Origin of the sequence: Kordia sp., from assembly GCF_965283645.1 — a bacterium.
Lineage (GTDB): Bacteria > Bacteroidota > Bacteroidia > Flavobacteriales > Flavobacteriaceae > Kordia.
In genome coordinates, this window is sequence record NZ_CBDIPG010000001.1 from 46306 (window position 1) to 70346 (window position 24041).

The 24041-nt window shown below is 33.9% G+C and carries 25 protein-coding genes and 1 tRNA gene; 12 read left to right on the forward strand and 14 right to left on the reverse strand.

Annotated elements, in window-relative coordinates; genetic code table 11:
• Positions 1-14 precede the first annotated feature (14 nt).
• The 3 genes from ACQ654_RS00200 to ACQ654_RS00210 form a co-directional block, all read right to left on the reverse strand.
• Positions 15-683: a DNA alkylation repair protein gene (locus ACQ654_RS00200; RefSeq protein ID WP_430408288.1), complete on the reverse strand. Its 669-nt coding sequence runs from the start codon at positions 681-683 to the stop codon at positions 15-17.
• Between the two features lie 143 nt (positions 684-826).
• Entirely contained in the window at positions 827-2530 is a 1704-nt protein-coding gene (gene ggt / locus ACQ654_RS00205) for a gamma-glutamyltransferase (RefSeq protein WP_430408289.1), read from the reverse strand.
• 13 nt (positions 2531-2543) lie between these two features.
• A complete protein-coding gene (locus tag ACQ654_RS00210; RefSeq protein ID WP_430408290.1) occupies positions 2544-3128 on the reverse strand; it encodes an ACP phosphodiesterase in 585 nt (194 codons plus the stop codon).
• 161 nt (positions 3129-3289) lie between these two features.
• Here ACQ654_RS00210 and glmM point away from each other — a divergent pair, with 161 nt between their 5' ends.
• Positions 3290-4678 carry a phosphoglucosamine mutase gene (gene glmM / locus ACQ654_RS00215; RefSeq protein WP_430408291.1) on the forward strand — a complete coding sequence of 463 codons (1389 nt, stop codon included), beginning with the start codon at positions 3290-3292 and terminating at the stop codon, positions 4676-4678.
• Between the two features lie 141 nt (positions 4679-4819).
• On the opposite strand, the gene ACQ654_RS00220 is transcribed toward glmM, so the two are convergent.
• From ACQ654_RS00220 to ACQ654_RS00230, 3 genes are read right to left on the reverse strand one after another with little or no spacing between them, the layout of a single operon-like run.
• The gene (locus ACQ654_RS00220) at positions 4820-6091 is read right to left on the reverse strand and encodes a hypothetical protein (protein ID WP_430408292.1); all 1272 of its coding nucleotides are present in this window, start codon (positions 6089-6091) and stop codon (positions 4820-4822) included.
• The gene (locus ACQ654_RS00225; RefSeq protein ID WP_430408293.1) at positions 6088-7107 is read right to left on the reverse strand and encodes an App1 family protein; all 1020 of its coding nucleotides are present in this window, start codon (positions 7105-7107) and stop codon (positions 6088-6090) included. The genes ACQ654_RS00220 and ACQ654_RS00225 overlap by 4 nt, the downstream gene beginning before the upstream one ends.
• A gap of 4 nt (positions 7108-7111) precedes the next feature.
• Positions 7112-7270 (reverse strand): YqaE/Pmp3 family membrane protein, encoded by a 159-nt coding sequence (locus ACQ654_RS00230; RefSeq protein ID WP_430408294.1) that lies wholly within the window; start codon positions 7268-7270, stop codon positions 7112-7114.
• 185 nt (positions 7271-7455) lie between these two features.
• Between ACQ654_RS00230 and ACQ654_RS00235 the strand changes: the two genes are divergently transcribed.
• Positions 7456-7926 (forward strand): hypothetical protein, encoded by a 471-nt coding sequence (locus tag ACQ654_RS00235; RefSeq protein WP_430408295.1) that lies wholly within the window; start codon positions 7456-7458, stop codon positions 7924-7926.
• A gap of 6 nt (positions 7927-7932) precedes the next feature.
• Here the strand turns inward: ACQ654_RS00235 and ACQ654_RS00240 are convergent, their stop codons facing one another.
• On the reverse strand, positions 7933-8829 hold the full coding sequence (locus tag ACQ654_RS00240; protein ID WP_430408296.1) for a lysophospholipid acyltransferase family protein: 897 nt from the start codon (positions 8827-8829) through the stop codon (positions 7933-7935).
• A gap of 60 nt (positions 8830-8889) precedes the next feature.
• Here ACQ654_RS00240 and ACQ654_RS00245 point away from each other — a divergent pair, with 60 nt between their 5' ends.
• Positions 8890-9537 carry a rhomboid family intramembrane serine protease gene (locus ACQ654_RS00245; protein WP_430412987.1) on the forward strand — a complete coding sequence of 216 codons (648 nt, stop codon included), beginning with the start codon at positions 8890-8892 and terminating at the stop codon, positions 9535-9537.
• Positions 9538-9549: 12 nt separating this feature from the next.
• Complete coding sequence (locus ACQ654_RS00250) at positions 9550-10698, forward strand: hypothetical protein (RefSeq protein ID WP_430408297.1); 1149 nt, start codon at positions 9550-9552, stop codon at positions 10696-10698.
• 73 nt (positions 10699-10771) lie between these two features.
• Here the strand turns inward: ACQ654_RS00250 and ACQ654_RS00255 are convergent, their stop codons facing one another.
• The 6 genes from ACQ654_RS00255 to ACQ654_RS00280 all read right to left on the reverse strand — a co-directional run bounded on the left by ACQ654_RS00255 (position 10772) and on the right by ACQ654_RS00280 (position 13911).
• A complete protein-coding gene (locus tag ACQ654_RS00255) occupies positions 10772-11014 on the reverse strand; it encodes a hypothetical protein (RefSeq protein WP_430408298.1) in 243 nt (80 codons plus the stop codon).
• Between the two features lie 101 nt (positions 11015-11115).
• Positions 11116-11289, reverse strand: coding sequence for a hypothetical protein (locus tag ACQ654_RS00260; protein WP_430408299.1), 174 nt, complete (start codon positions 11287-11289; stop codon positions 11116-11118).
• Positions 11290-11468: 179 nt separating this feature from the next.
• On the reverse strand, positions 11469-11708 hold the full coding sequence (locus tag ACQ654_RS00265; protein WP_430408300.1) for a hypothetical protein: 240 nt from the start codon (positions 11706-11708) through the stop codon (positions 11469-11471).
• 182 nt (positions 11709-11890) lie between these two features.
• Positions 11891-11972 (reverse strand) — tRNA-Tyr (locus tag ACQ654_RS00270).
• 236 nt (positions 11973-12208) lie between these two features.
• Positions 12209-13357: a redoxin domain-containing protein gene (locus tag ACQ654_RS00275; RefSeq protein WP_430408301.1), complete on the reverse strand. Its 1149-nt coding sequence runs from the start codon at positions 13355-13357 to the stop codon at positions 12209-12211.
• Positions 13358-13437: 80 nt separating this feature from the next.
• On the reverse strand, positions 13438-13911 hold the full coding sequence (locus ACQ654_RS00280) for a hypothetical protein (RefSeq protein ID WP_430408302.1): 474 nt from the start codon (positions 13909-13911) through the stop codon (positions 13438-13440).
• Positions 13912-14014: 103 nt separating this feature from the next.
• Here ACQ654_RS00280 and ACQ654_RS00285 point away from each other — a divergent pair, with 103 nt between their 5' ends.
• A complete protein-coding gene (locus ACQ654_RS00285) occupies positions 14015-16933 on the forward strand; it encodes an FAD-binding and (Fe-S)-binding domain-containing protein (protein WP_430408303.1) in 2919 nt (972 codons plus the stop codon).
• 289 nt (positions 16934-17222) lie between these two features.
• On the opposite strand, the gene ACQ654_RS00290 is transcribed toward ACQ654_RS00285, so the two are convergent.
• Positions 17223-18059, reverse strand: a complete 837-nt coding sequence (locus ACQ654_RS00290; protein ID WP_430408304.1) for a UDP-2,3-diacylglucosamine diphosphatase — start codon at positions 18057-18059, stop codon at positions 17223-17225.
• Positions 18060-18243: 184 nt separating this feature from the next.
• Here ACQ654_RS00290 and aroC point away from each other — a divergent pair, with 184 nt between their 5' ends.
• The 7 genes from aroC to ACQ654_RS00325 all read left to right on the forward strand — a co-directional run bounded on the left by aroC (position 18244) and on the right by ACQ654_RS00325 (position 24018).
• A complete protein-coding gene (aroC, locus tag ACQ654_RS00295; protein WP_430408305.1) occupies positions 18244-19308 on the forward strand; it encodes a chorismate synthase in 1065 nt (354 codons plus the stop codon).
• A complete protein-coding gene (locus tag ACQ654_RS00300; RefSeq protein WP_430408306.1) occupies positions 19305-19814 on the forward strand; it encodes a hypothetical protein in 510 nt (169 codons plus the stop codon). Before aroC ends, ACQ654_RS00300 begins: the two co-directional genes overlap by 4 nt.
• A 37-nt stretch (positions 19815-19851) precedes the next feature.
• Entirely contained in the window at positions 19852-21159 is a 1308-nt protein-coding gene (locus tag ACQ654_RS00305) for a dicarboxylate/amino acid:cation symporter (protein WP_430408307.1), read from the forward strand.
• Between the two features lie 61 nt (positions 21160-21220).
• A complete protein-coding gene (gshB, locus tag ACQ654_RS00310; protein ID WP_430408308.1) occupies positions 21221-22252 on the forward strand; it encodes a glutathione synthase in 1032 nt (343 codons plus the stop codon).
• Positions 22249-23082: a sulfurtransferase gene (locus tag ACQ654_RS00315; protein ID WP_430408309.1), complete on the forward strand. Its 834-nt coding sequence runs from the start codon at positions 22249-22251 to the stop codon at positions 23080-23082. Before gshB ends, ACQ654_RS00315 begins: the two co-directional genes overlap by 4 nt.
• Before the next feature lie 6 nt (positions 23083-23088).
• Positions 23089-23499 carry a hypothetical protein gene (locus ACQ654_RS00320; RefSeq protein ID WP_430408310.1) on the forward strand — a complete coding sequence of 137 codons (411 nt, stop codon included), beginning with the start codon at positions 23089-23091 and terminating at the stop codon, positions 23497-23499.
• 18 nt (positions 23500-23517) lie between these two features.
• Entirely contained in the window at positions 23518-24018 is a 501-nt protein-coding gene (locus tag ACQ654_RS00325) for a hypothetical protein (protein WP_430408311.1), read from the forward strand.
• Positions 24019-24041: the final 23 nt, after the last annotated feature.

The following is a 24041-nucleotide window of genomic DNA, read 5'->3' on the forward strand; positions in this document are numbered from 1 at the left end:
TTAAAACTCAAAATCTAAATCAATCTCCGAATCGCTTCACGTTCACTCAATTCTTTCAATTTCGTATCTTTTACAAAGTGTAACACAGCTTCTGGCTGAACTTTTCCATATTCGCGCAACGCCCAACCAATTGCTTTCTGAATAAAAAATTCCTCAGAATCCTTATGCAACGTGCATTGCTTGAATAATTCCGCTTCATCCGTTTCGTTTTTATAACTCAATTGATACAAAATTGCAGACCGATTCAACCACATATTGTCACTTTCCGAATAATAATCAACCATTTTTCGTTTCTGTTCGGGAAATTGAAGTAAATATTTTCCAAACACATGTTTTGCTAAAAAATCGACAGAATCCCACCAAGAATGTGTTGTAATCATCTGTGTAAAAAAACGTCCATCTTTCAACTCATACTTTTTATTGGAAAACTTTTGATACAATTCCATTGCAGTATAATGATATTCACGTTGAGGTAAATTATACAATTCAGTTACAACTGCCCGAATATTTTCTTGTAGAAACTGATTATAATCGGGTAGGAGCTCTTTGGTCAATTGTTTCCGAATTGGTGCTTTAATCCCATGAAAATGAAACAAATTGCGCATGTACACTTCCATTTGTTGTTGGTTGTCAGCATTGGCATTAACTTCAAAGGCTTTTTGTAATTTTGGTACGAATTCCATTAGTTTTTATATTCAAAGTATTTCTCGGTACAATTTTTTGCAAAAATCACTCGAAATAATGGTTAGATAAACAAAATACCAAAAGCAAAACAAATCTAACAAGTCTAAAAAAATTTTACATTTATAATGTAGCATTTATAACCTCAATACCCAACCGCTTTATCATCTCCACGTGGATCTGCGCCACCTTCCAGTTTTCCGTCTGATAGTATTAAAATGCCTTCAACTTTACCAATAACAGGACTATTTGTAGCGTCAATTGTATAGCCAAGTTTTGTCAATTCGGCTTGTAATTCGGCACTAAACCCTATTGGTTCCATCTTTACAGTATCGGGCAACCATTGGTGATGAAATCGTGGTTGATTAATTGCTTCTTGCATGCCCATATCGTATTCATGTACATTTAAAATAGTTTGTAAAACCGACGTAATAATCGTTGATCCGCCAGGTGTTCCAACAACCATATACAAGTTACCATTTTTCTCCACAATTGTAGGTGTCATAGAACTCAACATGCGTTTTTCTGGTGCAATACTATTCGCTTTAGCACCAATAAGACCAAACATATTCGGAACGCCAGGTTTTGCACTAAAATCGTCCATTTCGTTGTTTAAAAAGAAACCCAATTCCTCACAAAACAACTTAGAACCATACGCGCCGTTAATAGTTGTTGTTACTGAAACTGCATTTCCAAACTGATCTACGATAGAATAGTGCGTCGTTTCGTCGCTTTCCACAATTTCAATAGTTCCATGCGAAACTTCCGAAGATGGTGTCGCTTTTTCAAAAGAAAACGATTCCATACGTTTGTTGAGATAATTTTCACTGAGTAATGTTTCTAATGGAATGGTCACAAAATCTGGATCACCTAAAAAGTAACTTCTGTCTGCGTACGCGCGCCGTTCAGCTTCCGTAATCAATTGAATAGCTTTTACAGAGTTATGACCAAATTCGTCTAAATTATACGGTTCAATCGCTTTCATAATTTCTGCCAAGCAAACGCCTCCGCTTGATGGTGGCGACATGGAAATTACGCGTAAATCGTCGTACGTAAATGTAATTGGAGTTCGCCATTTGACTTCGTATTTTGCCAAATCGTCCATAGTCATAATTCCGCCAGATTTTTGCATAAAATCTACTAAAATTTGTGCAGATTCACCTTTGTAAAACTCGTCGCGTCCGTTTTCTTTTAGGCGTTCTAAAGTTTTTGCCAATTGAATTCGTTTGATAGTATCATTTGCTTTCCACGCTTTCGCGAGAAAGAAATTAGAATCGTTTACTTTTAAGAAATATTCACGATAGTTTTCCAATCGTTCTTGTTGTTTTTTGGTCACTACAACACCTTTCTTTGCCAATGCAATTACAGGTGTAATGATAGCTTCCATTGGTAATTTTCCAAATTTTTCATGCGAAGCGTAAATTCCGGCAATGTTTCCAGGAATTCCAACAGCCATTGCGCCAAGCGTACTTTTATTAGGAATAACTTCTTCCGTTTCAGGATCTAAATACATGTTTTTTGTAGCCGCTAGTGGTGCTTTTTCACGAAAATCTAACGAGCCAATACTTCCATCTTCTAACCGATAAACCATAAATCCGCCACCGCCCAAACTTCCTGCATACGGATAGGCAACAGCTAACGCTAATTCCATTCCAGCCATGGCATCAAAAGCATTTCCGCCTTTTTTAAGAATTAAATTTCCAATCTTAGAAACTTCTTCACGAGCCGAAACAACCATTGCATTTTCAGATACTACACCAATAATTTCTGGTGTCGATTTTTGAGGTTGTTCTTTTTTACAAGAAAACAGCAATACACTCACAATTCCAATAAAAAGTATGTTTTTCATGTAGGTTTATCTTTTATAATTCGTCTAGTTTATGTTTTGAAAATTCGATTAATTCACTAAAAAAAGAAGTAAATTCCGATTCAAATTCTGTATAAAATTCTTGAAGTTCTACGACGGCCAAATTCATCTTGGAACGATTTTGCGTTCTTCTATTCATTCCTTCCAAAACTTTCGTAATTCCTTCAATTGAAGCATAACTGAGCAACCAATTGTCGTGAATCATGTGTGGAAGTAAGCGTTGTATATTCAGCGGAAGCGTTTCAAAATTATCTTCTAACAAATTGTAAAAATCTTCAACATAGGTTGCAAGCGGAATATCTGAATAGGTTTTCCAGTTTTTTGCTAAAAAATGATCGTATAAAATATCTACAATCACGCCGCTGTAATGACTGTAATTTTTATGCAAGCGTTTTGTGCTTTGTCGCACCGTTGGATGCGCATCTGTAAAGGTGTCTATGTGTCTGTGTAACAGAATTCCACGTTGAATTTGTGATGGATAATTTTTATACTTTTTTCCACGAATACTATCAGCAATAAAGTTTCCGATTTTTATATCGTTGTCGTCGTGAGAAAGGTAAATATGTGCTAAAAAATTCACGTATAGTTTTTTAAATTAAGCGCAGCTAGGAATAGCAAAACGCACTTCCCAATTTACACAAATAATCGTTTACAGAATTATGAAATCATTAATAATTATGTGTGACGAACAAAATCCGCCAATATCTTTTATATTTGCGTGAATTTTTAATTAAGAGAAGAATGACTTTAATCAAATCAATTTCAGGGATTCGTGGAACTATTGGAGGAAATGTTGGTGAAAATTTAACACCAATTGATGCTGTAAAATTTGCAAGTGCTTACGGAACTTGGTTGAAAAAAGAATATAACAAATCGAAACTCACAGTTGTTATCGGTAGAGATGCCAGAATTTCTGGAGCTATGATTCAGAGTTTAGTGGTAAACACGTTAGTTGGTTTAGGTATTGATGTAATCGATTTAGATTTGTCTACAACACCAACGGTAGAAGTAGCGGTTCCTTTGGAGAATGCTGATGGAGGAATTATTTTAACCGCAAGTCACAATCCAAAACAATGGAATGCGTTAAAATTATTAAATCATAAAGGTGAATTTTTAAATGGCGCTGATGGTGCACAAATTTTAGAAATTGCAGAAAGTGACGATTTTGATTTTGCCGATGTAGACGATTTAGGAACTGTAACACCAAATGATACTTACATTACCAAGCATATTGAAGAAGTATTAAATCTTCCGTTAGTTGATGTAGATGCTATTAAAAAAGCAAATTTTAAAGTTGTGGTTGATGGTGTAAATTCTACTGGTGGAATTGCAATTCCGCAGTTATTGCGCGCATTAAATGTTGATGTTGTAGAATTGTACTGTGAACCAAACGGACATTTTCCACACAATCCTGAACCGTTAAAAGAACACTTAACAGATATCTCAGAATTGGTTGTAAAAGAAAAAGCTGATTTTGGTATTGTCGTTGATCCAGATGTAGATCGTTTGGCATTTATATGTGATGATGGAGAAATGTTTGGCGAAGAATATACCTTAGTTGCCTGTGCCGATTATGTTTTAGGAAAAGTAAAAGGAAATACAGTTTCTAACTTATCATCTTCAAGAGCGTTGCGTGATGTAACTGAAAAACATGGTGGAACTTACCAAGCAAGTGCTGTAGGAGAAGTGAATGTTGTGATTAAAATGAAGGAAACAAACGCTGTAATTGGTGGAGAAGGAAATGGAGGAATCATTTATCCAGATTCACATTACGGACGTGATTCATTGGTTGGAGTTGCGTTATTTTTAACACATTTGGCAGAAAAAGGAATGACAGTTCGCGAATTGCGTGATAGTTATCCAAGCTATTTTATGAGTAAGAATAAAATTCAATTGACACCAGAATTAGATGTTGATGGAATTTTAAAAGCAATGGAAGCAAAATACAAAAGCGAAGATGTAACTACGATTGATGGTGTAAAGATTGATTTTGCTGAAAATTGGGTTCACTTGCGTAAATCGAATACAGAACCAATTATTAGAATCTATACAGAAGCAAAATCACAACAAGAAGCTGATGATTTGGCACAACGAATTATTAAAGAAATTGAAGCAATTGCAAATTTGTAAAAGCTGTTAACGTACATGAATAAAGCTATCCGATTGGATGGCTTTTTTTATGGTGTAGATTTACTAAAATTTTAAAAGTAGTAAAAAGAATAGACAGTAAACGTATTGAAATTTAGGTAGTTACATGTTAAATTGAAAAAGTTAACATTCAAAACATTTAAGTTTGTTGGCGTCAACATCGTCGCGTTCACTACCTTTTAGTGGTTTGTTTAGTAAAGGTTTAGTGTCAAGAATACGCTTAAATTCTTTTGCAAATTCAGTAAGCTGATCTCGGCGCGCTTTTATTTTCACTGCAATTTCATTTGCATAACGATCGTACAAATCATCATTCCAATAACGCAAGGCATTTTCAATAACTTCGTCCGTTAATTGTGTTTGAATGTACTTAGCTTCGGTTACAAAAACAGCTTGTGGCGTATCTTGTAGAAAATAGACATCAAAATCGTAAATAAGTCCTTCCATGTATGCTATATCATTTTGAAATGGGCGCAATTCTTCCACCACATTTTCATTGGTAATGATTGAAGGAATTAATCCGCTAGCAGTAAAAAAAGCATTGTCTCTATCTCCTGGAATTGGAAATGCTGTGTAATTCGTTTCATTCTTAACAATTGCCCAACCCCATTGTTTGCTATGTCGGTCCCAATCGCCAATAACTAAATCAAATAAGCGTGCACGCACCAAGCTCGATTTGTCAATTTTTAAACTGTCGTTCAACTCCATTTTCAGTTCTTGCAAATCTTCAGTATCTACAAGTTTTGTTACATTTTCATAGGTTGTCCAATTGACGTTTCCTTCAGTTTCATATTCTAATAAAAATAAACGATTCCCGTATTTTTCATTGTATTTTCCTAACGTAGCTTGCTTCGGTAAAAATAGTGCTTTCGGATTTGTGTGCGGAATAGTAATATTTTCGGCAAGTCTTGCTACAACTGGCGCGGCATATGGATGTTGTGATGAAATACCATCAATGACTATATTTTCCAACCCTAAAACTTTCGCAAACTCTGGCACTAGTTTTTCAGGATTCTTGTTAATACTTCTCAACGTGTACACAATACTATCTTTTTGTCCTTGTATCCGAAGTGAATGCGTTTGTTTTCCGCCACCTTCTTTTATAATTTCGACACCACCAAAAAGTGTGTCTAAAAATACAATGGGTACTTCTACTTTTGCGGTCCAAGCATCTCTGTAATTTTCACCTTGCAATAATGTTTTAGTAATATCGGCTTCATACAAACTGCTAGCACTTACAACAACTGTTTTATGTTTTTTGAAATCGGTGGTTTCTAAATCATCAATATTATGAATGGTACACGTTTCAAATGATTTCTTTGCATTGGAAATGCGCAGATAAATTACAGCAACCACTACAATTAATACAATGAGTGAGATACGAAAAATTTTTTTCATGATTTTTGTATAAGTTGATTCTTTTCAGCGTGTGCAATTGCTTTATCTGTACTTTCAATCAGAACAATATCTACGTCAGTAGTGGCTTCTACAAGCGCTTTTACCAACGCCATCTTCCTTTTATCAGTTACAGTACGAATGTAAATAGCTTTGATTCTGTTAGGAAATTTTCGGGCAATAGCAACATAAATATCATGATCTAAATCTACAGCGTCACCAATTAGTACAAAAGGTAAATTTGGATAAGTTTCAAGAATGTGTGTTATTTTGATAAACTTGTTACGTTCTTGAAACGTTTTCTTTTTTGGATTTTCGAATCCTATATCACGAAGTAATACGATTCCTTTTGGAAAATTGTGAAATGCTAAAAAATCTGAAAGGTATTCGTGTAAATTCCACGGACTATTTGATAAGTAAAAAAACGGATTGTCACGGTTGCCATCTGCGCCTTTTCGGAGTGATGTATAAAACTCATATGCACCTTGCAATGGAATTCTGTGATTACTATGTTTAAAGAATGAATTGATAATCACTTTCCATTTCAATGTGGAAGATAAGCCTGTGTCAATAACAGTATCATCCATATCGGAAATAATACCAAAAGAAGCAGTTTCGCTCGGAATCATCACTTCATCTTTGATAGTATGCGTCAATTTATCATCAATAAATAGCTGGTATGTAATTGGAATCCAGTTTGTTCTAGAGTTTTCTAAATGTGTTGTTTGGTATTCAGTATCTATATAAATATAACCTTCATTATCTGAATGTAGTGTAATCACCTTACCGTTTATGGTTACTTTAACGAGCGCATTTTCAACTTCATCAGTTTCAAATCGTTTATACGAGTTGTATAAATTTTTGATAAAACTATCTTCTTGCGAATGTGTAATACCTTCATCTTCTAGTACACGCGCTTGCGCAAACATTTTTTCTGTATTTGCATAACCGCCAAAAGGCATTACAATCACAGGATCTTCGTCGTCAATAAGTCTTGATATAAATCGAAATATAGGCATCATTTTATGCTTCTCTGTTTACAATTAACGCATGAATTACACCTGGTAACCATCCTAAAAGGGTTAGTAAAATACTAATTACTAGTGTTCCACTAAGTCCGTGTTTTAGGGCAACTGCGACAGGTGGAAATATAATACTTAAAATTATTGTTAAAATTGACATGATCTATTGGTTTTTATTGTTTAGTTCAAAATTACATATCTTACACACGTCGTATTAACGTTGTTACACTAAATGTTAACTCAAATACGTTTATGAATAATAATAGAAGCAATTATGGTAATTTTTGTTTGCAGTGTAACGAAACTTACTAATAAACTACTTATTTCATATAACACAAAACTGCTATGGAAACCACATATACAACTTGGAAAGAAAATACAATTCGCTTAATAGATAAGAAAACAGCTTCATTTTCAGAAGTATTGCATAAGAAAACTGAAACAAATTATCTAAAACGATTGCTTGAAAAAATGGCAACACACGCGGCTTCTCCTAAAGAATTAGAGGTATTTCAACAACAAATGGATGAACTTGTGGCGGCAATTCCAACAAAAACGGGTTTTGAAGACAAAACAATTCGTCGCAATTTCACAAAAAAGAAAGCAAAAATTAAAAATACAGCAGTAACCAAGCACAAGTTGGTAAGTAAAGGCTATTACATTGGTATGTGGATGGCTTTAGGAATGGCACTTGGAATGCCATGGGGCGTTGCTTTTGGAAACATTGCCTTAGGTTTACCAATTGGTTTAGCTATAGGAGTTGCCATCGGAAGTTCGTTAGATGCAAAAGCCGCAAAAGAAGGTAGAATTGTGTAATTACTGTTACTTCTGATACTCTGGCGGCACTTTATCTCTATGTTTCCAACGTTTATGAACCCAATAATAATGTTCAGGAACTTCACGTATTTGTTTTTCTAATTCTCTAAAAAACAATTCAGTAGGTTCGTTTACAGGATAGTTTTTAATACCTTCTGGTGTTAAAGAAATAAAACTTCCCTGGTAATATCCTCGTTTTACTTTTTCAATTTTAAAATAAATAAAAGGCATATTTGCTTTGCGCGCTAGTACTTCAAAACCATTAAAACACGGTACGGTAATATTCATAAAATCAGTCCAATAGTAATTTGGTAATGGTTTTGGCGATTGATCACTAACCATATAATAAGCACCTAAAACACCATCATCTTGGTTTTTTCTAATCGTTTTAAATGTGTTTTTGGTTGTAATTAATGTAGAGTTTCGCTTCTCACGAATATCTCTTATAAGTTTGTCAAAATACTTATTAGTAAGTCGTTTGTAAACTCCGTATCCTTTATGTGAAACATATTCATCCATAATATTCATCCATTCCCAATTGGCATAATGCCCAGAAACTAAAATAATACTTTGTCCTTGTTTTTCATATTCGTTAAAAACTTCAATATTTGGAAAAACAAAGCGTTTTCGTAATTGCGCATCAGAAATTGTTAACGATTTTATCATTTCCAGAAACATATCACACAAGTGACTATAAAACTTTTTTTCAATCTTTAATCGTTCTGCATCACTTTTCTCAGGGAAGACCAACGCTAAATTTTCACGAACTACTTTCTTTCTATAACCAACAATATGATAGACAAGTACGTAACAAAAGTCAGAAAACAAGTAAAGCAAACGAAACGGAAGAATAGAAATCAACCAAAGAATTGGATATATAATAATGAACGCGATAAGCTGCATATGTATACTAAATTTTTGACAAATATAGCTATATTTGACACTTAATAAAGGCTATTTATGATGAATTTAGAACTTGTAACAATCGGAATCATTGTTGCAAACGTATTAGTATCAATAAAAGGATTCGACGATTATGAATTCCGAAACAAATACATTTACAATATTGGTGCCATCCAAAACGGACAACATTACCGAATGATCACATCAGGATTTTTACACGCCAATCCACCACATTTATTTTTCAACATGCTAACGCTCTATTTCTTTGCAGATATCGTGATTATGAATTTTGGGCAATTAAATTTCGTTCTAATATATTTGGCAAGTTTACTCTTAGGAAGTTTATTATCGTTTTTCTTTCATCAAAAAGACTACGCATACACAGCATTGGGCGCAAGTGGAGCCGTTACAGGAATTTTATACGCGGCAATTTTATTAGAACCACATATGACATTAGGACTTCTGTTTATTCCAATTCCTATAAAAGCATGGATATTTGGAATTCTATACTTAGTATTTTCTATTTATGGAATGAAAAAACAACTCGGAAACATTGGTCATGATGCACATTTTGGTGGCGCTGTCGCGGGATTTGTCATAACGTTGGCACTTCGAAATAGTATCGTATATACTGATACGTACATCGTTATTGCTATGGCTTTGCCAATTATTGCGTTATTTGTGATGATTAAAACTGGAAAAATTTAAACAAAAAGAAATATGAAGAAGTTTTTGAAAAATCTAAAAAAGTATCTCATCATCTTTGTCATTACCTTGATATTTCTTGAAATTGGTTCGTACATTGTATTGAGAGTGACTTCATCTTCAAGTACAAAAAACACGGAAACAACTTCTTCATACACACAGATTCCATTAACAATCTATAAAAAACAAAACGAAGACGGTGAAATACAACCACTTAAAAATGCGGTTGTTCCTGTAAAAGAAAATTATGAATCACGTTGGGCGTACAGAGAATTTAATGTGTCTGTAAAAACGAATAAAAAAGGCTTGCGCGATACTGAAACACTTGAAAACAATGAAGTTGATGTTGCTTTCTTTGGCGATTCATTTACGTTCGGACATGGAGTAGAAGTAGAAGAGCGTTATTCAAATGTATTTGCAGATTCTTTACAAGGTGTAAAAGTGGCAAACTATGCGTATTTAAGTGGATTTCAACCAGAACATTATGAATATTTCATTCGAAACAATAAAGATTTACAAGCAAAACATGTCGTTGTAGGAATGTATATTGGAAACGATTTAGCGTCTGATATCCAAGAAACGAATTATGATAGAGCAACGAATACGTTAGAAATTCCAATGCGAATGATTTCGGATGAAGGTTCAATTTACAACGCACCAAAACTGTATGTTTTTCCAATCAATAAACTAATTAGATACAGTTATTTTACAAAATTGGTGGTAAAAATGATCAATCGTTCGCACTACAGAAAAATATTATTTGAAAACTTATTGCCAAATGTACCAAACAGTGTTGCGTTGGAAACGGGAAAAGAAAGTTTAGAAAATAACAGAGGAATTATTGCGTTGCAAGAACTGGACAACATGGTTTCAGAACGTGGCGGAAAACTAACTGTATTATTGATTCCTCAAAATTATTTCTTCTCAAAGAAAAATCCGCATATTCATCCTGAGTTAAAAGATAAAATTAATGAAGTTATAGAAGGTGATAATGTGTACAAAGCAATTCAGAAAGAACTAACGAATCGAAAAATAGATTTCTTCAATCCAATGCCTGTATTAAACGAAGCTTCATATTTTGATGAAGATGCTCATTGGAATAAAAAAGGTCATAAGGAAGTCGGAGAAGCGCTGGCAGATCATATCAAAACCTTGCAAGAATAAATTTTAACGAAATAAATATTATGTAAAAAGCGAAACCTGAGTTTCGCTTTTTCTTTGCTTCAAGAATTGTAAACTAGTTACAAAGCTCTCCGCCCCACCAAGATGGACATGCTAATTGTGTTTCACATAATCCAGTAGCACATACATCAGCGCAAGAATTGAAAATTGTATAGTTAACACAAGTAACTTGTTCCGTGTAGTTTAAACATGGCATTCCAGTACTAGTATCTTGTGCTTTCCCGCCTTGTAATTCACCGCCTAAGTTTGAAATTGATTTCTTGTTTAATGATAAACTTTTTAAATTCTTTTTTTTCATAATAATAATTTTAACGAGTTAATAATTCAAAGACTAACTAATTGTGAATAATTAGAAAGTTGTCTATTTTAAGATTGTTTATAGTGTTTTAAAGAATGCGTTTATGCAATAGTACAGTAAGGATCCATACAAGAATATTGCATGCTTGGACAAGTTATAATTGTACAATAATAGTAGATAGATCTTAAATTTTCTTCCCCTTCTGCTTTTCCTCCTTTAAGATGAGCAATTGCATTTTTCTTTAATGTTAGATTTTTTAAATTCTTCTTTTTCATAAATAATGCCTTTTAATAGATTAATAATAGCAAGACAAACTAATGACAAAAAAAGATGCCTAAAAAGCTTTGTAACCTTTGATTATCGAATTAAAGTCTCTAATATGTATATGTAAATTGTTGATAATCTATTGTTTAAATAAAAAGCATAGGTAAAAGAGTAGATACAAAAAAATCGATCAATAAGATCGGTTTTTTTGTGAAGAGAGCAGGATTATTCCATGATCCTTTCTAACCACTTCTGTAAATAAGAAACCAACAGCTAGCGCAGTACTGTTTTTTTGTTTTACTTCAAAGCTCAAACGTTGTTTGGTTTTTCTATAAAACAAGATTATTCCATGATCCTTTCTAACCACTTCTGCAAATAAGAAACCTACAGCTAATGCTGTACTGTTTTTTTGTTTTACTTCAAAGCTCAAACGTTGTTTGGTTTTTTTTATAAAACAAGATTATTCCATGATCCTTTCTAACCACTTCTGCAAATAAGAAACCTATAGCTTACGCTGTACTGTTTTTTTGTTTTACTTCAAAGCTCAAACGTTGTTTGATTTTTCTATAAAACAAAAAAACCGATCAATTTTGATCGGTTTCTTGCTTGATGTGGGGAGAGCAGGATTCGAACCTGCGAAGACGTAGTCAGCAGATTTACAGTCTGCCCTCGTTGGCCGCTTGAGTATCTCCCCAACGAGTTTGATTTTTATTTCAAATCGGTTGCAAATATACTATTGTTTTTCATCCATGCAAATAAAAAATAAGCGTTTTTTTAGATAAAAAACTAACTTATTGAAAATCAGTTTTGAAAAGTTTACTTTTTTTTTGAAATCAATACTGAAGAATGTAAATTGAAAAAATAAATCCGCTCACATTTGTACAATTTGAGCGGATTTGATATACTTTTTATTGAGTTTACTACATGAAACTACTTTCCTAATAATTCTTTTACTTTAGCTTCTAGCTGTGCGCCACGTAAATTTTTAGCCACTATTTCACCTTTTTCATTTAAGATAAACGTAGCAGGGATTGCTCGTACATTATACGTTCTTGCAATTCCATCTTTAAATCCAGCAACATTTGAAATTTGATGCCAAGGCAAACCATCTTGCTCAATAGCTCTAATCCAGTCTTGTTTTGCATTTCCTTGTCCTTGTCTTCCGTCAAGTGAAACTCCAATAATTTCTAATCCGTCTGCATGATATTTGTTGTATAACTTTACTACATTCGGATTCTCTCTACGACATGGTCCACACCAAGCCGCCCAAAAATCGATAATCGTTACTTTTCCTTTAATATCATACAACGAAACTATTTTTCCATCAGGATTTGGAGCCTTAAAATCGGGAGCAACTGATCCGATAGCGGCTCTAGTCATTTCAAGAATTTTCAAATTCATATCTTGGGCAACTCTTGTTTTCTTCATTTTTGCAGGAAGTTTGTCATAATAAACTTTAGCTTCTTGCACAGGCATTATTTTATAACGCAACATACGATTTACCAATTGCAACGAAATAAAAGAATCTGGATGATCTTTGATATAATTTTTCTGATAATTGGTGCCTTCTTCCTCTAAACCTTTAACCTGTTTACTTAAAGAAGCAATTTTAGCAGTATCTTTTGTTTTTGTAGCGAGTAAATAGCGCTGATTTACAGATTTAATTTTAGTTGAAAGCGCTTTTGAATTTTCTATAAAATCTGAATATTCTTGATTGTGTTTTCCGCCTGTAATTTTAGCTTCTGACAAATTGTTTCTATCAGCGTCAATTTTTATGTTGCCTTTTTCTACAATAATATTTATATTTCCTTGTGCTCCATTTACATAAATGAATCCCATTTCTGGAACTTCAGAGGTTCCATAAAAAGTGAACTTTCCATTTTGAACAATAGCAGTATCTTTTGGCATTGGTTGTCCTTTTTCATTTTGCACTTTTAAAAATGCACGGATACCATCAGGCAAATCATTGATAGTTGTTTCTATTGCATATGAACTATCTCCGCTTTCTTCTTGGTTTCCTCCGCAAGAAGTGAACAAGAACGTACTAGCAATACATGCGATTAAAAATACTTTTTTCACGTTTGTATACATTATTTATAGAATAAATTTAAAAGTTAGATGGCAAATTTAACTAAATGTATATAATTACGCTAGTAAAATTAAAATTGATAGCGAATCCCTAAGGCCAAATCAAAATCAAGATCGTTATTAAATCCTTTTACAAAACCAATTTCTGGTCTAAAATCTAAGGAAAGTAACAATGGAAAGTCAAAATTATACTCTATCCCAACATCACCAGCTACAAAGGCATAAAAACCATCGTTGGTTGCGCCTCTGTTGCTATTCCAGCTACCCAATCCGCCGCCGCCGCCAGCATACCAATTAAATCCACCGTCAATATTCCAAACCCATTGGTACAAACCCGTTAGCTTGTATGCGTCATAATCATTGTTATCTTTCCAGCCTAAATCAAGTTCCAATCTATTGGTATTGCTCAATCCGAGTTGATACGAAATTTCAGTTCCAAATCCGTTGTTACCACCAAGTCGTAGTCCAATGGCATGATCTGAAATATCTTGTGCAGTTGCTGTATATCCAACTAACAATAAACCTAAAATTACTAACTTTTTCATCTCTTTATGTTTAATAATTATACTTAGTTTGATTCTAGTATTATAACTTAAAAAATAAGTTTATATTGCTGAAAAAATTGCAAATTGCGATCAAATTAGTGGCATGAATACAAAATTAGAAGTCTTAAAAAACAACTTAGCAGGAACACTTTTTTATGATGATTTACATAAAATACTATACGCGACAGATGCTTCTGTATATCGTAAAATTCCGTTAGCTGTTGCCTATCCAAAAGGTGTTGAAGATTTGAAAACGCTTATTAATTTTGCTACAACAGAAAATGTATCACTCATTCCACGTACAGCTGGAACTTCCTTGGCAGGACAATGTGTTGGAGAAGGAATTGTGGTAGATGTTTCAAAACATTTTACCAGAATATTAGACATCAACGAAACAGAACAAACGGTTACAGTTGAACCAGGTGTTGTGCGTGATGAATTGAACCAATACTTAAAACCATTCGGGTTATTTTTCGGACCAAATACTTCAACGTCCAATCGATGTATGATTGGTGGAATGGTAGGAAACAACTCATCTGGAACAACTTCCATTCAATATGGTGTTACGCGTGACAAAGTAATTTCGTTAGAAACCATACTATCTGACGAAAGTGAAGTAACGTTTGAAACGATTTCTACAGCCAAATTTCATTCAAAACGAACACAAGAAACCTTAGAAGGTACCATTTACCAAAAAATATACGAAACACTTAGTGATTCCAACAATCAAGCACGGATACGAATTGAGTTTCCAAAATCTGAAATTCACAGACGAAATACAGGATATGCCATTGATGAATTGCTACATTTTGCACCTTTCAACAAAGAAAGTGACACATTTGATATGTGTAAACTGCTTTCGGGAAGTGAAGGTACATTGGCATTTACCACTAAAATAAAGCTACAATTAGACGTTTTGCCGCCTGAACATCATTGTGTAGTTGCGGCGCATTACGAAAGCATAGAAGACTGTTTACAATCGGTTTCGTTGACAATGAAGCACAATTTGTACACCTGTGAAATGATGGATAAAATTATTTTAGATTGTACAAAGTCAAATCTGGCGCAAGCCAAAAATAGATTCTTCGTAAAAGGCGATCCACAAGCGATTTTATTGTTAGAATTACGTTCTATAGACAAAAACGACTTAGCAAAGCAAACAGAAGCGTTACTCACTTCATTACAGCAAGAAGGAAAAAGTTATCACTACCCAATTTTACAAGGTGATGAAATAGGAAAAGCAATGGAGTTGCGCAAAGCCGGTTTGGGATTGTTAGGAAATATTATTGGAGATAAAAAAGCCGTTGCATGTATTGAAGACACTGCTGTTGCGCTGGAAGATTTAGCACCGTATATAGCTGAATTCTCTGAATTGATGAAGAAATACGAGCAAAAAGCAGTGTATTATGCACATGCTGGTGCAGGAGAATTGCATTTGCGTCCAATACTAAACCTAAAGAAGCAAGAAGATGTTGCACTGTTTCGAAAAATAACGCGTGATGTTGCTAAATTGGTCAAAAAATACAAAGGCTCATTTAGTGGAGAACACGGTGACGGAATTGTGCGCGCGGAGTTTATTCCGATGATGATAGGAGAGAAGAACTATGAATTGCTACAAGAAGTAAAGCATGTATTTGATCCGAAAAATATATTTAATCCAGGGAAAATAGTTGATGCGGCTAAGATGGACACGTCTTTACGTTATGAAATTGATAGAGAAGAACCCGTAATTGAAACGATTATGGATTTCTCTGATAATGAAGGAATATTACGTGCGGCAGAAAAATGTAATGGTTCGGGCGATTGTAGAAAACCTGCCTCTTTTTCAGGTGCCATGTGTCCAAGTTACAGAGCCACAAAAGACGAAAAAGATACCACACGTGCACGCGCAAATGCATTGCGAGAATTTTTAACACAATCTGAAAAGGAAAACAAATTTGATCATGCAGCATTAAAGGAAGTTTTTGACTTGTGTTTGAGTTGTAAAGCCTGTGCAAGCGAATGTCCAAGTAATGTAGATGTGGCGGCTTTAAAAGCTGAATTTTTATATCAATATTACAAATCAAACAAACCTACACATCGTGATAAAATGTTTGCATTTTCTACGAAATCGAACAAATTGGCGAGCAACTTTCCGGGACTTTCAAACTTTGTAAAGACAAATGGTTTTACGTCAAAAATTATTAAAAAACAACTTGGTGTTGCTTCAGAACGTACATTGCCATTAAGTTCAAGTAAAACTTTAGATAAGATAATTCAAAAATCATTAAATCAATTAAATAGTAATTCAAATAAATCTAAAAAAGTATATATTTTTAGTGATGAATTTACAAATTATTTAGAATCTGAAATTGGCAAAGATGCATTAATCGTTTTGTCAAAACTTGGGTACGAAATCAAATATATTTCGCACAAAGAAAGCGGACGAACGTTTATTTCGAAAGGTTTTCTAGCGGAAGCAAAAAAAGTAGCCAATGAGAATGTGACTATTTTTAAAGATGTCATACATGAAAATGCTGTTTTGGTAGGAATTGAACCTTCGGCAATTTTAACCTTTCGTGATGAGTATATTCGTTTGGCTAATGATAAAGAAGCGGCGAAACAAATTGCGAAACATACCTACTTAATAGAAGAATTTTTAGCAAAAGAAATAGAAGCAGGAGAAATTACTTCAGAAGCATTTACGGAAGATATTAAAGACGTTAAAATACATGTACATTGTTATCAAAAATCATTGTCAAATCAGAAATGTACATATGATATTTTGAATCTTCCAAAAAACTACAAACCAACCATTATAGCTTCAGGATGTTGTGGAATGGCAGGTTCGTTTGGATACGAAAAAGAGCATTACCAAGTAAGTATGAATGTTGGCGAACAAACCTTGTTTCCAGCAGTACGAGCGGCTTCAATAGATACGCTTTTAGCTGCAAATGGTACAAGCTGTCGCCATCAAATAAAAGATGGAACACAGAAAGATGCCTTGCATCCGATTACTATTTTGCGTAACGCGTTGAAATAATAAATTGTGAATGTTAAATTTTAATGTAAAAGTGTTTTCTGATAAAAAGAGTCTAGAATATAGAGCCAAGACAAGAAGCAATTCTCATTCAATTATTGAATTCCTTTAATTTAAAAACTATTTTTTCGAATAATGAATGTTGAATTGAAAAGGATTTCTCAATACAATTTTTCTTCATTTCATTGCGAAAAACCACTCGAAAAGACGTTTGGTGTTTTAAATGAAAAATATTTTTCACAACCCACAACCCACAACCCACACACTGAGCGGAGTCGAAGTGCAAACCCAACTACTTCTTCGGAGGTTGTACAATCGTAATAGCTGCTAATAAATCCTTATAATCCATAGATTTCAATTCTTCATCGGCATAAAAAGCAGTCAAGCGATCTTCAGTATGACGGTAGAGTTTCCAACGGTTTTTATGATATTCCAAAGCGGTTAAATTTTCAACCCAATCTCCCGAATTTAGATAGATACATGAACCTTTTCTATTGGTTTTCTTCTCCATTTGCGGTTGGTGAATATGTCCACAAATTACATATCCATATTCATTGTCAATGGCTAAATCTGCGGCAACTTTTTCAAAATCATTAATATATTTAACAGCTTTTTTTACGCTATTTTTAATACGCTTAGAAAGTGAATATTTTTCACGACCAATTTTTAATAAAAACCAATTGATATAACGGTTTAGACGGATTAACATATCATAACCCCAACTTCCAAGTTTGGCAATCCATTTGGCATTTTGAATGGAAGCATCAAACACATCCCCGTGAAAAAACCAAGCTTTCTTTCCGTTGAGTTCCAATACGAGTTTATCAACCAAAGAAAAATTACCCAATTTGGTATCTGAAAATCGTCGTAACGACTCGTCATGATTTCCTGTAATATAAACGACCTCAACACCTTTGGCAGAAAAGTCGATTAGTTTTTTAATGACTTGTAAATGTGATTTTGGAAAATAACGCTTGCGAAACTGCCAAATATCAATAATATCACCATTTAAAATTATTTTTTTCGGATCGATACTATTTAAATATGAAAGCAATTCATTAGCATGACAGCCATATGTTCCTAAATGAACATCGGAGATAACCACAAGGTCTATTTTTCGCTTTTTCAAGAAATCTTTTTTCACATCGCAAATAAATAACAAAGACTATGATTGCATGAAAAAATATCGTTAAGGTTAGTTGTTTGAATGTTAACAATATATAAAGGAATCTACTGAAATGTTAAGTTAATTTTAACCATTAGTTGGGTTTTTGAATCTGTTAGATTAAATTTACATTTGATAAAAAAATACTATGGCAGGAAATACCTTTGGAACACTATTCAAATTAACCACTTTTGGAGAATCGCACGGACCCGCAATTGGTGGAATTATTGATGGCTGTCCAGCTGGAATAGCATTAGATATGGACATGATTCAGGAAGAAATGAATCGTAGAAAACCTGGGCAATCAGCTATTGTAACACAACGTAAAGAACCTGATGCAGTCGTTTTTTATTCAGGAATCTTTGAAGGAAAAACAACAGGAGTTCCTATTGGATTTGCTATTCACAACACCAATCAGAAATCACACGATTATTCACATATTAAAGAAACGTATCGTCCGTCACATGCAGATTATGTATATGATCAAAAATACGGTCATCGTGATTATCGTGGAGGCGGAAGAAGTTCGGCACGTGAAACAGCTTCCAGAGTTGTAGCTGGCGCGATTGCCAAACAAATGCTTTCAAACATAAAAATAAACGCATTTGTTTCTTCCGTTGGAGAAATTTCTTTAGATAAACCATATCAAGAATTAGATTTCAATCTAACAGAAAGTAATCCTGTACGTTGTCCCGATCCTGCAAAAGCGGCAGAAATGGAAGAACGAATCAGAGAAATTCGTAAAGAAGGTGATACTATTGGCGGAACAATTACCTGCGTTTTGCAAAATGTTCCTGTCGGATTGGGCGAACCTGTGTTTGATAAACTACACGCCGAACTCGGAAAAGCCATGTTGTCCATCAATGCGGTAAAAGGGTTTGAATATGGAAGCGGATTTGAAGGTTCAAAAATGAAAGGAAGTCAACACAATGATATTTTTAACGCAGACGGAAGTACTAAAACGAATCTTTCTGGTGGAATTCAAGGTGGAATTAGCAACGGAATGGACATTTATTTTAGCGTAGCTTTCAAACCTGTGGCAACTATTATGCAGAAGCAACAAACCATCAACAAAGACGGTGAAGTAGTTGAAATGACAGGAAAAGGTCGTCACGATCCATGTGTAGTGCCAAGAGCAGTTCCTATTGTGGAGGCAATGGCAGCGTTGGTTTTGGCAGATTATTATTTAATCAACAGAACCATCAAACTATGAGTGTAAAAAATTTTTTCGTAGCTGTTATTAAAATATTCGCGATATACATTTTCATTGAAGGAATCATTCCAATAATAGTAAGTATTATATATTTTAATGGACAAGAAAAAGATGATACATTCTTATTAAGTTCAATCGGTATTATTTTACTCTTTTTTGCAATTATTTACTTCATGCTCTCATTTGCAGACAAGATTGTTAGTTTTTTACGATTAGACAAAGGATTTGAAGTAACACGTTTCGATTTTTCTAAAGTAGAAAGCAATTATATAACCGAAATTGCAATTGCAATTATGGGTGTATACATGCTATTCATAACAATTCCTTTCATGTTATATGATGGTTATATTTTACTAAAAAGTAACGTAAACACGAACAGCTTTGAGTTTAAAGATCCTCAATTACTAAAACAAAACCTATATAGCAATCTATTATACCTCTTAGTTGGAATAATTATTATATTTTTAAGGAAACCAATAGCAAATATATTTGCTTCAAAATCATAACAAACCAACGTTTCACAAACGAAACACTTAACATTATATGAAAAAATTAGCATTACACTGGCAAATTATTTTAGGAATGGTTATCGGAATTCTTTTTGGATTATTGATGACTACTTTTGAAGGCGGAAAAGAGATTGTTCAAGATTGGATAAAACCTTTCGGGAAAATATTTATCAAATGCCTTAAAATGATCGCCATTCCTTTAATTCTTGCGGCATTGATAAAAGGAGTTTCTGATTTGAAAGATATTTCTAAACTCTCAAAAATGGGAGGAAGAACCATTGTTATTTATATCGCTACGACTGTTATTGCGGTAACTATTGGTTTAATGCTTGTAAATGTTGTCAATCCTGGAAAAGCGATTTCACAAGAAACGCGTACAGAAATGATTGAAAATTATAGTGGCGACACGACAAAGTATCAAGAAACTGCAAAATCTCAAAAAGACGCTGGACCATTGCAGGCATTGGAAGATTTAGTGCCTGACAATATTTTTATGGCGGCTACAAGCAATAGAAACATGCTTCAAATTATATTCTTTGCAATCTTTTTTGGAATTGGTTTGATATTAATTCCAGAAGAAAAAGGAAAAACGGTGAAGAGCTTTTTTGATGGTTTCAATGAAGTCATACTCAAAATGGTCGATTTAATAATGCTTGCAGCTCCTTACGGTGTATTTGCTTTGTTAGCGGCAATTATTGTAGAATCACCAAGCTTAGATTTATTCCAAGCATTAGGTATGTATGCACTTACCGTTGTTGCAGGTTTGGTATTTATGATTAGTGTTTATATAGCAATCGTATTTATAGTTACTAAAAAAACACCAAAATTCTTCCTTAACGGAATTTCTCCTGCACAATTACTTGCTTTTTCTACAAGTTCAAGTGCTGCAACATTACCCGTTACAATGGAACGTGTTACGGAACATTTAGGAGTAGAAGAAGAAGTATCAAGCTTTGTATTGCCAATTGGAGCAACCATTAATATGGACGGAACAAGTTTATACCAAGCAGTTGCGGCAGTATTTATTGCACAAGCTTTTGGTATGGAATTAGATTTTGCAACACAGTTAGGAATCATTGCAACAGCAACATTAGCTTCTATAGGAAGTGCGGCTGTTCCTGGAGCAGGAATGGTAATGTTAGTAGGTGTATTAGGCTATGCTGGAATTCCAGAAGCTGGATTGGCCTTAATATTTGCTGTAGACAGACCTTTAGACATGTGTAGAACAGTTGTAAATGTTACTGGTGATGCAACCGTTTCAATGGTTGTGGCTAAATCTGTTGGCAAATTGAACGATCCAAAACCAAAAAACTGGGATGATAATTACGAAGCCGTAAAATAATTTCAAAAAACCAACTTTTTTACATAAATTTAAACAGAAATAACCACCAAAATATACCTTCATGAATATCTGCTTTTTAATGTATCCTTGGGAAGATATAGACCCAGAAAATGATACAAGTCTTGCTTTAATAAAAGAATGTGTAAAAAGAGGACATGGAGTCGCTATGTGTACACCTTCTAACTTAACAATACGTGATAGTGTTACCAATGCTTTTTGTACGGTAATTGGAAGAATGGAAAAAACACCAAGTACATTAAAATCATTCTACATGAAAGCCACCTTACGAGAAGAAATGCTTCCATTAGCTGGTTTTGATGTCATATTCATGCGTGCAAATCCACCATTAGATCCTATAATGCTGAACTTCTTAGATTCTGTTAAAGATGATGTTTTCATTGTAAATTCATTACAAGGAATGCGTGAAGCAAACAATAAACTATATACAGCGGCTTTCGGAGATGCGCATAGTAACATCATTCCAAATACGCATGTATCTAAAAATAAAGACTACTTAGTTGAACAAATTAAAGAATCAAAATCTGATAAAATGATTCTAAAACCGTTGAATGGTTTTGGAGGTTCTGGAGTTATTCTCATTGAGAAATCAGCCATGAATAACATCAAATCACTATTAGATTTCTACATTACAAGTAGTGATGGCTCATCAAACTATGTAATTCTTCAAGATTATATAGAAGGCGCAGATCAAGGCGACGTTCGTATTTTGCTACTAAATGGAGAACCTATTGGTGCAATGCGACGTATTCCTGGAAGCGACGATCACAGATCTAATGTAAGTGCTGGCGGAAGTATCGCAAAACATACATTAACTAAAGAAGAAAAAGCATTGTGTAAACAAATAGGGCCAAAATTAGTAAATGACGGATTGTATTTTGTTGGAATTGATGTTATTGGTGGAAAATTAGTTGAGGTAAATGTAATGTCGCCAGGCGGAATTACATATATAAACAAAGTATACAAAGCTAAATTACAAGAAAAAGTAATTGATTTTGTAGAAAGTAAAGTTACGGATAAGCTACAGGCATTTGACAGACGCGTACGTTTACGTAAAACCGTTGATGATGCATGAATAGTAAAAAAATAATAATAACAAACCCAATAGTTACAGTAGATTGGTTGCAAGAAAAGCTCAATGCAACCAATCTTGTTATTTTAAACGGAACCATTCCAAGAGTGGTTGATGCAGACAAACCCAAGGAAACACAACAAATTCCCAACGCACGTTTTTTTGACATAAAAAATGTATTTAGTCAACCAAACGCTCCTTTTCCAAATACAATGATTAATCTGCCAGAATTTATACTAAAATCACAAGATTTAGGCATTAATGAAGATAGTGCAATTGTTGTATATGATGAATTAGGCATCTATTCATCTGCAAGAGTTTGGTATATGTTTACATCGATAGGATTTGACAATATTGCGGTGTTAGATGGTGGATTTCCAGCATGGAAAGCAAAAAAATATAATTGTGAAGAAAAAGTACTTTTTCAAGGGAAACAAGGTGATTTTCAAGCTCAATATCGCACAAATTTGTTTAGGAATTACACTCAAATGTTACAAGAAATTCAAAACAAGTCAAGCTTAATTTTAGATGCGCGTTCTTCAGATCGGTTCACGGGAAAAGTTCCAGAGCCAAGAAAAGGCTTGCGTAGCGGGCAAATTCCAACCTCAAAAAATCTTCCGTATGCAGCACTATTACACAACAAGCAATTAAAATCGAAGTCAGAAATCAAAGCTATTTTTGAGGCATTACAAACAGATGAAACGGAACTTGTATTTTCATGCGGATCAGGAATTACGGCGTGTATTCTGGCATTAGCCGCTGATTACGTAGGATATAAAAACTATTCGGTTTATGATGGTTCGTGGACAGAATGGGGAAGTTTGTACAACTAAATCGTCATGGAAGAATTGAATCAAACAGAAACACATCTTGATCAAAATCAGTTACAAGAACAACTTTTAGAAACGCATATTACCTTAGAAAAACTAAAAATTGTTCGCAAAGGAATCTTAAAAGATGCAGCAATCATAGGTTCTATAGGGCTTTTTATCATTTTAATTGGAATTTATATACAGTATGCAGAATGGACTGAATATCCCGTAATTCCATTTTTAATATTTGTTGGTGGTGTATTTTTAGCTGTAGCGTTACGACCTGTGCAACGTTTTAAAAAAGAGCAGAATGAAGCCGAAGAAACTCGTAAAAATTTGCAAACCTTATTAAAAAAAGATAATTTAGACTATAAAGCAGTTGTTCAAGTCACTAAAAATGATAAAGGTGATTTTGATGTTGAAAAAAAATATAAATAGTTAGAGTAGGATAGCAGTATGGAAAACGTTAGTCATTGTAATTTTTGTGAACACAAAGAATTTGATTTTGCCACGGGAAATATATGTGGACTTACCCAAAAAAAAGCCGATTTCATTAAAAAATGCCCTAAAATAAGTTTTGATGTCAATGCTAAAGAAAAAATTGCCCAAATCAATCAAGAATACAAAGCAATAAAAGATCGTAAAGTTGACGTTATTGGTCATTTAGTACTTTACTCAATAATTGGAGTTGCTTTAATTATCATTGACATTTACTTTACACAATACCTATTTGAAGCTGGCTGGATCTCTACCGCTAGCATTGTAGGAATTGCTGTAGGATTATCGTTAATAGGATACGGATTCGCTCCATTAGTAAATTATAGAGAAGCAAGTGGCGCGGCAAAATCACAAAAAGATCGTTTGGATGCTATTCTAAAAACATATGATTACGGGTACGATATCAATTTTGAAGATGAAAACTATCTAACAGCTGTCACATTGCGAAGAGTGAAATAATATGTACGTTCATACACAAAGTA

Bases quoted from the DNA above. Each gene is read 5' to 3' on its own strand.
- ACQ654_RS00225 (WP_430408293.1), bottom strand. From the start codon at position 7,107: ATGCCTATATTTCGATTTATATCAAGACTTATTGACGACGAAGATCCT.
- ACQ654_RS00255 (WP_430408298.1), bottom strand. From the start codon at position 11,014: ATGAAAAAAAAGAATTTAAAAAGTTTATCATTAAACAAGAAATCAATT.
- gshB (WP_430408308.1), top strand. From the start codon at position 21,221: ATGAATATCTGCTTTTTAATGTATCCTTGGGAAGATATAGACCCAGAA.
- ggt (WP_430408289.1), bottom strand. From the start codon at position 2,530: ATGAAAAACATACTTTTTATTGGAATTGTGAGTGTATTGCTGTTTTCT.
- glmM (WP_430408291.1), top strand. From the start codon at position 3,290: ATGACTTTAATCAAATCAATTTCAGGGATTCGTGGAACTATTGGAGGA.
- ACQ654_RS00220 (WP_430408292.1), bottom strand. From the start codon at position 6,091: ATGAAAAAAATTTTTCGTATCTCACTCATTGTATTAATTGTAGTGGTT.
- ACQ654_RS00280 (WP_430408302.1), bottom strand. From the start codon at position 13,911: ATGAAAAAGTTAGTAATTTTAGGTTTATTGTTAGTTGGATATACAGCA.
- ACQ654_RS00245 (WP_430412987.1), top strand. From the start codon at position 8,890: ATGAATTTAGAACTTGTAACAATCGGAATCATTGTTGCAAACGTATTA.
- ACQ654_RS00285 (WP_430408303.1), top strand. From the start codon at position 14,015: ATGAATACAAAATTAGAAGTCTTAAAAAACAACTTAGCAGGAACACTT.
- ACQ654_RS00200 (WP_430408288.1), bottom strand. From the start codon at position 683: ATGGAATTCGTACCAAAATTACAAAAAGCCTTTGAAGTTAATGCCAAT.
- ACQ654_RS00250 (WP_430408297.1), top strand. From the start codon at position 9,550: ATGAAGAAGTTTTTGAAAAATCTAAAAAAGTATCTCATCATCTTTGTC.
- ACQ654_RS00235 (WP_430408295.1), top strand. From the start codon at position 7,456: ATGGAAACCACATATACAACTTGGAAAGAAAATACAATTCGCTTAATA.
- ACQ654_RS00300 (WP_430408306.1), top strand. From the start codon at position 19,305: ATGAGTGTAAAAAATTTTTTCGTAGCTGTTATTAAAATATTCGCGATA.
- ACQ654_RS00315 (WP_430408309.1), top strand. From the start codon at position 22,249: ATGAATAGTAAAAAAATAATAATAACAAACCCAATAGTTACAGTAGAT.
- ACQ654_RS00305 (WP_430408307.1), top strand. From the start codon at position 19,852: ATGAAAAAATTAGCATTACACTGGCAAATTATTTTAGGAATGGTTATC.
- ACQ654_RS00320 (WP_430408310.1), top strand. From the start codon at position 23,089: ATGGAAGAATTGAATCAAACAGAAACACATCTTGATCAAAATCAGTTA.
- aroC (WP_430408305.1), top strand. From the start codon at position 18,244: ATGGCAGGAAATACCTTTGGAACACTATTCAAATTAACCACTTTTGGA.
- ACQ654_RS00260 (WP_430408299.1), bottom strand. From the start codon at position 11,289: ATGAAAAAGAAGAATTTAAAAAATCTAACATTAAAGAAAAATGCAATT.
- ACQ654_RS00240 (WP_430408296.1), bottom strand. From the start codon at position 8,829: ATGCAGCTTATCGCGTTCATTATTATATATCCAATTCTTTGGTTGATT.
- ACQ654_RS00230 (WP_430408294.1), bottom strand. From the start codon at position 7,270: ATGTCAATTTTAACAATAATTTTAAGTATTATATTTCCACCTGTCGCA.
- ACQ654_RS00325 (WP_430408311.1), top strand. From the start codon at position 23,518: ATGGAAAACGTTAGTCATTGTAATTTTTGTGAACACAAAGAATTTGAT.